A 7,891-nucleotide genomic window follows, 5' to 3' on the forward strand; every position below is an offset into this window, starting at 1 on the left:
CCCGGGGGTTTCGAACCCCCGGGCGGCCCGTCGCCGGCGCACCGCGCTCAGCCGACCTTGGCGTCCGCCTCGGCCTGCCGCTCCGCCCGCTCCAGCTTGGAGTGCTTGATGCTGTAGCCGAAGTACACCGTCACCGCGAGCACCAGGGCGATCCCGCCCGCCGCGAAGGTGTCCGCGTGCAGGCCCTTGATCAGGTAGGCGCAGAAACCGACGCTGAGCAGCGGGACGACCGGGTAGCCCGGCACCTTGAAGCCTCGCGGCAGGTCGGGCTGGGTGCGGCGCAGCACGATCACGCCGATCGCCACGACCGAGAAGGCGATCAGGGTGCCCAGGCTGGTGATGTCAGCCAGCACCCGCAGGGGGACGAAGGCGGCCAGCGCGCCGACCCCGACTCCGACCACGATGGTGTTCCAGACCGGGGTGCCGGTGCGCGGCGAGAGCTCCGCGAAGCGCTTGGGCAGCATGCCGTCGCGGCCCATCGAGTACAGGATGCGGGTCTGGCCGTAGATGACGACCAGGGTGATCGAGAAGATCGAGACGATCGCGCCGACCGCGAAGAGCATGGCCGGCCAGCTCGCGCCGGTGATGTCCTGGAGGATCTGGGCGAGGCCCGCCTCCTGGCCCTCGAACTTCTCCCACGGCTGGGCGCCGATGCCCGCGAGGGCCACCAGGATGTACAGCACGGTGACCACCACCAGCGAGATGATGATCGCCATCGGCAGGGTGCGCCGGGGGTTCTTGACCTCCTCACCGGCGGTGGACACGGCGTCCAGGCCGATGAAGGAGAAGAAGATGCTGGAGGCGGCGACCTGGACGCCGCCGATGCCCAGCGGCATGAACGGGGTCAGGTTGCCCGAGTGGAAGCCGGTCAGTCCGACGCCGATGAAGAGCAGCAGGATCAGGATCTTGATGGCCACCATGGCCGCGTTGACCTTGACCGACTCGCTGACGCCGCGGATCAGCAGGAAGCAGACCATGGCGACCAGCAGCAGCGCCGGCAGGTTGAACCAGTGGGTGGAGTCGGGCGCGCCGGTGAGCGCCTCGGGGAGCTGGAAGCCGAAGGCCAGGTCGAAGAACTTGTTGAGGTACTCGGCCCAGCTGACCGCGATGGCGGAGGCCGAGACGCCGTACTCCATCAGCAGGCAGATGCCGACCGCGAAGGCGACGCCCTCGCCGAGCGTGGCGTACGCGTAGGAGTAGGAGGACCCGGAGACCGGGATGGCGGAGGCCATCTCGGCGTAGCAGAGCGCGGTGAGCCCGGCGGTGACCGCGGCGATCACGAAGGACAGGATGACGGCCGGGCCGGCCGAGGGCACGGCGCTGGTCAGCACGAAGAAGATGCCGGTGCCGATGGTGGCGCCGATGCCGATCGCGGACAGCTGCCAGAGCCCGATCGAGCGGCGCAGGTGGATGCCGGAACGTCCGCCCTCCTCGGGCGCACCGGCGGGCAGGCCGTCGCGGCCTTCGCTCTCGGCGATCAGGGTGGTGACGGGCTTGCGCCTCAGGAGGCGTGAGCCGAGCGTGTTGCTGGCCAAAACGAGGGTCTTTCTGGGTGGGGGAGGGTTTTAGCGGCCGGTCACTCGACGCGCCGAGGGGTGTCATCGGGGACCAACCGAACAAAGATGGGCAGTACCCCGCGAAAACACCAGTGTCGCAAACGAACAGTCCCGCCGCGCGCCTTGTACGAACCGTCGAACCGGCACACACAAACCGGACACTTCGCAGACGGCGGACCCTTCGCCGAAGGGCTAACACGGCAGGTCAGGACCACCGGTAAGGGGCTCATCCGGCCAGCACCGCCTGCATCACCGAGCGGGCGACCGGCGCCGCCAGCCCGCCGCCCGTCACCTCCGTCGCCGAGCTGTCCGCGATCACCACGGCGACCGCCACCGGCGGCACCGCGTCCGAGCCGGCCGGGGCGGCCCAGGCGATGAACCAGGCGTACGGCGTGCCGCTGTTGTCCACCCCGTGCTCGGCGGTGCCGGTCTTCCCGCCGACCACCGCGCCGGGGATCCGGGCGGCACGCCCGGTGCCGTTCTCCACCGCGTTGGCCATCAGCCGCCGCACCTGCCCGGCGGTGCCCGGGCTGACCGCCTGCCGGTAGACGGCGGGCCGCGTCAACCGCACCACGGTGCCGTCGGCCCTGGCCAGTCTGTCCACAAGCTGTGGACGCATCACGGTGCCGTTGTTGGCCATCCCCGCGGCGACCATCGCCATCACCAGCGGGGTGGCCGCGGTGTCGAACTGGCCGATCGAGGAGAGCGCCAGCTGCGCCTCGTCCATCCGGGTGTCGAAGACGGAGCGGGCCGCCCGCACCGGGGTGTCCAGCCGGGGGTCGTTGAAGCCGAACGCCTCCGCCGTCGCGACCATCCGGTCCAGGCCGACCCGCACCCCGAGGTGGCCGAGCACGCTGTTGCAGCTGAGCGTCATCGCGGTGTCCAGCGACTGGCCGGGCTCGTCGCAGGCCCGGGTGTCGTTGACCAGCGGCGTCTCGGTGCCCGGCAGCACATAGGGGTACGGCGCGTCGGTCGGCGCCTCGATGTCGGTGACCACCCCGCTGTCCAGCGCCGCCGCCGCGGTGACCACCTTGAAGGCCGACCCGGGCGGGTAGGTCTGGCGCAGCGCCCGGTTGAGCATCGGCCGGCCGGGGTCGGCCTGCAGCCGGTTCCAGGCCTCCTGGTCGCCGGCGGAGGCACCCGCGAAGTCCCCGGGGTCGTAGGAGGGGGTGGAGGCCAGCGCCAGGATCCGGCCGGTGGCCGGCTCGATGGCGGCGACCGCGCCCCGCTGACCGCCGAGCCCGCGCACCGCCGCCTCCTGGGCGGCCCGGTCGATGGTGGTGTACACGTCCCCGCCGGGGTTGCGCCGCCGGGCGACCGCGTCCCACACCGCCCAGCCCGACAGCCGGGGGTCGGTGCCGGAGAGCAGCGCGTCCTCGGTGCCCTCCAGCTGGCTGTTGCCGTAGGTCTGCGAGGAGTAGCCGGTGACCGCGGCGAACAGCGGCCCGTCGGTGTAGGTGCGCTTGAAGTCGAACCGTCCGCCGGTGGCCTCGGAGCCGGTGACGGTGTCGGCGCCCACCCGGATGCCGCCGCGCGGCTGCGAGTACCGCTCGATGACCAGCCGCTGGTTGGCGCCGTTGTGGTTGAGTTCCTCGGCCTGGAACACCTGCACCCGGGTGGCCTGGGCACAGAGCGCCACGATCAGCAGCAGGCAGAAGGTGCCGGCCCGGCGCCCGGTGACGGAGATCCCCGGCAGCCCCTGCGGCCCGTCGCCCGGCCGCCCGCCCCCGCGCCGCCGGCTCACCGCCCCTCCCCCGGGCCCGGCCGCCGGGCGGCGTCGCTCATCCGCACCAGCAGCGCGACGATGATCCAGTTGGTCACCACCGAGGAGCCTCCCTGGGCGACGAACGGCAGGGTCATTCCGGTCAGCGGGATGAGGTCCAGCACCCCGCCCGCGACCACGAACACCTGGAGGCCGACCAGCGCCGCCAGCCCGATCGCCAGCAGCCGCCCGAACGGGTCGCGCAGCGCGATCCCGGTCCGGAAGCCGCGCGAGACCAGCAGCGCGTACAGCAGGAGCACCGCGATCAGCCCGGTCAGCCCCAGCTCCTCGCCGATGGTGGCGAGGATGAAGTCGGACTTGGCGGCGAAGCCGATCAGCGCCGAGTGCCCGTTGCCCAGCCCGGCACCCAGCTCGCCGCCCCAGGCGAAGGCGAACAGCGACTGGGCGATCTGGTTGGCGCCGTGCCCCTCGGCGATCGAGCCGAGCGGGTCCAGCCAGTCGTTGACCCGGCTGTGCACGTGCGGCGAGAGCCACCCCACCCCGACCGCCGCCACGGCGGACAGGAACAGCCCGATGACGATCCAGCCGGTGCGCGCGGTGGCCACGTACAGCATCACCACGAAGAGGCCGAAGAAGAGCAGCGAGGTGCCGAGGTCGGTCTCCAGCACCAGCACCCCGACGAAGGCCGCCCAGATCACCAGGACCGGCGCCAGCACCCGCCCTGGCGGCAACCTCCATTCTCCGCCGCGGCCGGGCCGCACCCGCCGCCCGGTGAGCGCCAGCGCGTCCCGGTGCACCGCCAGGTAGGCGGCGAAGAACACCGCCAGCAGGACCTTGGCGAACTCCCCCGGCTGGAGCGAGAACGGCCCGACGGTGATCCAGATCCGCGAGCCGTACACCGGTGGGAAGAAGACCGGCAGCACCAGCAGGACGAGGGCCGCCAGCGCCCCCACGTAGGCGTACCGCCGCAGCCGCTTGTGGTCCGGCAGCAGGAGCAGCACCAGGATGAACAGGCCCACCCCGAGGGCGGACCAGAGCAGCTGGGCGCGCGCGGCGTCGCCCGGGGTGGCCCGGTCGAGACGGTAGATGACGACCAGTCCGACGCCGTTCAGCAGCAGCGCGATCGGTAACGGCAGCGGGTCGGCGTACGGCGCCTTCCAGCGCACCGTGCCGTGCGCCAGCAGCGCGAGCACGCCCAGCGCGGCCCCGTACCGGCCCGCGTCGGCGGGCACCGTGCCGTCGATGGTCAGGCCCACCGCGGCGTAGCCGAGCACCGCGATCAGCACGGCGGCCAGCACGAGCGCGAGTTCGGTGGCGCGCCGGGTCGGCACGATCCGGCGCGGCCGGCCGGCGGTTCTCGTCACGGGGGGAGTCGCCACGGACCGTCCAGGGGTCGGGGCTGCGGGGCGTCTTGGGAGGGACGCCGGGGCGGGCGGGCGGCGGGCCCGTCCGCCCCGGTGTGAGCGGCGTGTTCCTCCGGCGGGATCCCGGGTCGGACCGGGACCGTGGGGTCAGGTCCGTCGGGTCAGGTCCGTGGGGCCAGGTCCGTGGGGCCAGGTCCGTCGGGTCAGGCGGAGGCCGGGGCGGTGTGCGCCCGTGAGGCCTCGACGGTCGCCATGAGGCCGGCCTCGGCCTCGGCGGAGAGCGAGGTCTGGATGATCTGACCGCCGTAGCGGGCCAGCGCCGGGACGACCTTGTCGGCGGTGGCCGTGCGGACCAGCAGGAACACCGCAGCGGTGCCCGGCTGGAGGTGTTGGCCGACCTGGCGCATGAAGTCGTCGTCCACCCCGATGTCGGTGGTGGCGCCGACCGCGGCCCCGGCCGCGCCGCCGACCGCCGCGCCGAGGAACGGCATGAAGAACAGCAGGCCGATCACCCCGCCCCAGACGGCGCCCGAGGCGGCCCCGGCCCCGGTGGTGCTGACCTGCTGGTGCAGCTTGATCTTCCCGTCCTCGCGGCGCTCGACGACGACCGCGTCCTCCAGTTCGATCAGCCGCTGCTTCTGCAGGGCGACCGCTTCGTCGCGCACCGCCCTGGCGGTGGCCAGATCCGGATAGGCGATCGCGAAGAGGTTGCTCACGTGCGGGTCCTTCCCCTGAAGCGGACGTGTCTGCCGGGGCGGGCGCCGCGCGAGTGCCGTACGGCTCCCTCTCCCCGCTCGTCACCCTAACGAGCAAATCCCTATCAATCGACTTTTCACCCGGTGTGTCCCGTATTGCCCGACGGCCCGTCGGACACCGGGCCGGACCACCGGCGCACCCTGGCGCACCCCCGCCCCGATCAGCCACCGGCGCCCGCGAGTTCGCGCCGGGAGGCTGCCCCTTCGCGCACCATCGCACGTTGGCCACGGCGAACTGATGATCCCTAGGATCGGCGGGTGACTACCGGACTACGACGACCGAAGGCCAGGCTCGGCAGCCTGCTGGCCGCCCTGGCGATAGCGGGCGGGGCGCTGCTCAGCGGCCTGCCCGCCCATGCCGACGAACCATCAGCCGGAGCCGCCGGCCGGGAGGCCCCCCGGGTCGACCTCGTCCTCGATGTCAGCGGCTCCATGAACCAGGCCGACATCCAGGGCAGGACCCGCATCTCGGTGGCCCAGCAGTCGCTGAACGACGTCATCGACGCGCTGCCGTCCGAGACCGAGTTCGGCATCCGCACCCTGGGCGCCTACTACCAGGGCGACGACAAGGCCCAGGGCTGCCTGGACACCAAGCAGCTCTTCCCCGTCGGGAAGACCAACAAGGTCGAGGCCAAGACCGCCGTCGCGACCCTGCGCCCGACCGGCTGGACCCCGATCGGCCTGGCCCTGCGCGGCGCCGCCCAGGACCTCGGCAAGGGCGAGACGACCCGCCGGGTGGTGCTGATCACCGACGGCGAGGACTCCTGCGCCCCGCCGGACCCGTGCGACGTCGCCCGCGAACTGGCCTCCCAGGGCATCCACCTGGTGGTCGACACGCTGGGCCTCGCGCACGACGAGAAGACCCGTCGGCAGCTGCTCTGCATCGCCAACGCCACCGGCGGCACCTACACCGACGTGCGCACCCAGGAGCAGCTCACCGAGAAGGTGAAGCAGCTGGTCGACCGTTCCAACGACACCTACGCGGTCGCCCCGGTCAAGACCGCCGGCACCGACACCTGCGAGTCCGCGCCGGTCCTCACGCCGGGCGTCTACAGCGACCGCGAGAAGTTCTCCGAGCACCGCGTCTACCGCGTCCCGGTCAAGGCCGGCCAGGAGCTGCGCGCCTCGGTCAGCGTCTCGCTGGACCGCGCGGTGGCCCGCGACTACGGCGTCCTGCTGCAGGCCACCAGCACCGCCGGCCAGGAGCTGGTCCGCGGCACCGACGCCGGCAGCGGCCGCACCGACGTCGTCTCCACCGGCCTGCGCTGGTCGGCCGCCGCCTCCAAGGGCTACGCCACCGCCACCACCACCGCGACCGCCTCCGCCTCGCCGAGCGGCAAGCCGGAGACCATCGTCTGCCTGGTGGTCTCCAACTCGGCGGCCGGGCAGCCCGGCGTCGCGGCCGACCCCGGCCTGCCGCTGGAGCTGACGGTCGACCTGACCGCCGCCTCCCCCGCCCCGGACGGCCCGGCGATGGGCCTGGGCCGCGGCTGGATCCTGCTGCTCGTGCTCACCCTGGCCGGCCTGGTGGCCGGCCTGCTGTTCGGCTGGATCGCACGCTGGCGCATCGCTGTCTGGCAGGAGAACTGACCATGCGTACGTCCTTCCTCCGCACCGCCGCGGCCGCGCTGGCGCTGCTCCCGGCGCTCGCCCTGACGGCCCCGGCCGCCTCGGCCGCCTCGCCCTCGCCGAGCGCGAGCGGCAGCCCGGCCCCCGCCAACAAGGCCGGCACCTCCTTCCTGACCGCCGTCAACCTGGCCCCCGGTCAGGACGCGGCGGTCTCCGTCTCCACCGGCGACTACCTGTACTGGGCGTTCGGCGCGGCCGAGGGCCAGACCGCCAGGGTGGACCTGACGGTCACCCTCGCCCCGTCCGCCGACCGGCACGACCGGCAGACCTGGAGCGTCGAGGTGTTCGACGGGCTGCGCCGCCGCCAGGCCTGCACCGCCGGCACCCAGAACGCGACCGCCGAGCAGGCCGTGGGCTCGCTGACGCTCAGTTGCACCCTGCGCGAGGTCCGCTCCTGGGCCGAGCCGTGGTCCGGCGACCCGCTGCCGGGCAGCTACTACGTCCGGCTCTCGGCCTCCGACGTCCCGCAGTCCGACCTCGGCCTGGCCGCCTCGGTGCAGCTGCGGGTGGCCGCCAAGGGCGACGCCGACAACGCCCAGCCGGAGGGCGGCGAGCTCAGGGCCCCGCTGGTCCCGCCGGCCGGCGGCGGCGCCGCGACCGCCAAGGCGGCGGCCCCGGAGGAGCCCGAGGACCACTGGTACACCGGCTGGTTCTCCGGCTGGAACAGCCGCTGGTTCTGGACCCTGGCCGGCGGCGCCCTGGCCGCCCTGGCCGGCGTCGCGGGCTACACCCTCACCCGCCACCCCCGCGGCCGCCGCCCGGCCCGCTACGGCACCGTCCCCCCGCAGTCCGGCGCCCCGCAGCCCGGCCCCTACGCGGGCTCCGGCCAGCCCTGACCCACCGCCCCCGAGGGCCGGCCCGGAC

Annotated in this window: 6 protein-coding genes; 2 read left to right on the forward strand and 4 right to left on the reverse strand. The window is 73.5% G+C overall.

Annotated elements, in window-relative coordinates:
• Positions 1 to 47 precede the first annotated feature (47 nt).
• The 4 genes from ABD308_RS34860 to ABD308_RS34875 form a co-directional block, all read right to left on the reverse strand.
• Positions 48 to 1,535: an amino acid permease gene (locus ABD308_RS34860; protein WP_344343933.1), complete on the reverse strand. Its 1,488-nt coding sequence runs from the start codon at positions 1,533 to 1,535 to the stop codon at positions 48 to 50.
• A 247-nt stretch (positions 1,536 to 1,782) separates the two neighbouring features.
• The gene (locus ABD308_RS34865) at positions 1,783 to 3,243 is read right to left on the reverse strand and encodes a penicillin-binding transpeptidase domain-containing protein (RefSeq protein ID WP_344343943.1); all 1,461 of its coding nucleotides are present in this window, start codon (positions 3,241 to 3,243) and stop codon (positions 1,783 to 1,785) included.
• 53 nt (positions 3,244 to 3,296) lie between these two features.
• Positions 3,297 to 4,643 (reverse strand): FtsW/RodA/SpoVE family cell cycle protein, encoded by a 1,347-nt coding sequence (locus ABD308_RS34870; RefSeq protein ID WP_344343935.1) that lies wholly within the window; start codon positions 4,641 to 4,643, stop codon positions 3,297 to 3,299.
• 203 nt (positions 4,644 to 4,846) lie between these two features.
• Positions 4,847 to 5,359 carry a DUF1269 domain-containing protein gene (locus ABD308_RS34875; RefSeq protein WP_344343937.1) on the reverse strand — a complete coding sequence of 171 codons (513 nt, stop codon included), beginning with the start codon at positions 5,357 to 5,359 and terminating at the stop codon, positions 4,847 to 4,849.
• A gap of 297 nt (positions 5,360 to 5,656) precedes the next feature.
• Here ABD308_RS34875 and ABD308_RS34880 point away from each other — a divergent pair, with 297 nt between their 5' ends.
• On the forward strand, positions 5,657 to 6,988 hold the full coding sequence (locus ABD308_RS34880) for a VWA domain-containing protein (protein WP_344343939.1): 1,332 nt from the start codon (positions 5,657 to 5,659) through the stop codon (positions 6,986 to 6,988).
• Between the two features lie 2 nt (positions 6,989 to 6,990).
• Positions 6,991 to 7,863, forward strand: coding sequence for a peptidase (locus ABD308_RS34885; RefSeq protein WP_344343941.1), 873 nt, complete (start codon positions 6,991 to 6,993; stop codon positions 7,861 to 7,863).
• The last annotated feature ends 28 nt before the right edge of the window (positions 7,864 to 7,891 follow it).

Origin of the sequence: Kitasatospora putterlickiae (assembly GCF_039527695.1) — a bacterium.
Taxonomy (GTDB): domain Bacteria; phylum Actinomycetota; class Actinomycetes; order Streptomycetales; family Streptomycetaceae; genus Kitasatospora; species Kitasatospora putterlickiae.

Excerpts from the sequence above, each read along its gene's own strand:
- ABD308_RS34885 (WP_344343941.1), top strand. The coding sequence starts at position 6,991 with ATGCGTACGTCCTTCCTCCGCACCGCCGCGGCCGCGCTGGCGCTGCTC.